Below are 1226 nucleotides of genomic sequence, written 5' to 3'. Positions count from 1 at the left end.
CCGCAATGGGCGAAAGCCTGACGGAGCAATACCGCGTGAGGGAGGAAGGCTCTTGGGTTGTAAACCTCTTTTCTCAGGGAAGAAAAAAATGACGGTACCTGAGGAATAAGCATCGGCTAACTCCGTGCCAGCAGCCGCGGTAATACGGAGGATGCAAGCGTTATCCGGAATGATTGGGCGTAAAGGGTCCGCAGGTGGCCGTGTAAGTCTGCTGTTAAAGAATCTAGCTCAACTAGATAAAAGCAGTGGAAACTACACAGCTAGAGTGCGTTCGGGGTAGAGGGAATTCCTGGTGTAGCGGTGAAATGCGTAGATATCAGGAAGAACACCAGTGGCGAAGGCGCTCTACTAGGCCGCAACTGACACTGAGGGACGAAAGCTAGGGGAGCGAATGGGATTAGATACCCCAGTAGTCCTAGCCGTAAACGATGGATACTAGGCGTGGCTTGTATCGACCCGAGCCGTGCCGGAGCTAACGCGTTAAGTATCCCGCCTGGGGAGTACGCACGCAAGTGTGAAACTCAAAGGAATTGACGGGGGCCCGCACAAGCGGTGGAGTATGTGGTTTAATTCGATGCAACGCGAAGAACCTTACCAAGACTTGACATGTCGCGAATCCTGCTGAAAGGCGGGAGTGCCTTCGGGAGCGCGAACACAGGTGGTGCATGGCTGTCGTCAGCTCGTGTCGTGAGATGTTGGGTTAAGTCCCGCAACGAGCGCAACCCTCGTTTTTAGTTGCCAGCATTAAGATGGGCACTCTAGAGAGACTGCCGGTGACAAACCGGAGGAAGGTGGGGATGACGTCAAGTCAGCATGCCCCTTACGTCTTGGGCTACACACGTACTACAATGCTACGGACAAAGGGCAGCTACACAGCAATGTGATGCAAATCTCAGAAACCGTAGCTCAGTTCAGATCGCAGGCTGCAACTCGCCTGCGTGAAGTAGGAATCGCTAGTAATTGCAGGTCAGCATACTGCAGTGAATTCGTTCCCGGGCCTTGTACACACCGCCCGTCACACCATGGAAGCTGGTCACGCCCGAAGTCGTTACCCCAACTTTTAGGAGAGGGGGATGCCGAAGGCAGGACTGGTGACTGGGGTGAAGTCGTAACAAGGTAGCCGTACCGGAAGGTGTGGCTGGATCACCTCCTTTTAGGGAGACCGAATCCACTCAAACATCGAAAACAAATAGTGAATAGATACTGAGTTGGTCATTCCTAGGTCG

1 rRNA gene is annotated in these 1226 nt (G+C 53.3%); it reads left to right on the top strand.

Features of this window, described 5'->3' with window-relative positions:
- Nucleotides 1-1154 (top strand): 16S ribosomal RNA (locus VB654_RS24990); the annotation flags it as partial.
- Nucleotides 1155-1226 lie beyond the last annotated feature (72 nt).

This window comes from Nodularia sp. UHCC 0506 (genome assembly GCF_034931045.1).
In the GTDB taxonomy this organism is placed as follows: Bacteria; Cyanobacteriota; Cyanobacteriia; order Cyanobacteriales; family Nostocaceae; genus Nodularia.
Note: the sequence above shows the minus strand (reverse complement) of the source record. Positions and strands in the feature narration are given on the sequence as shown.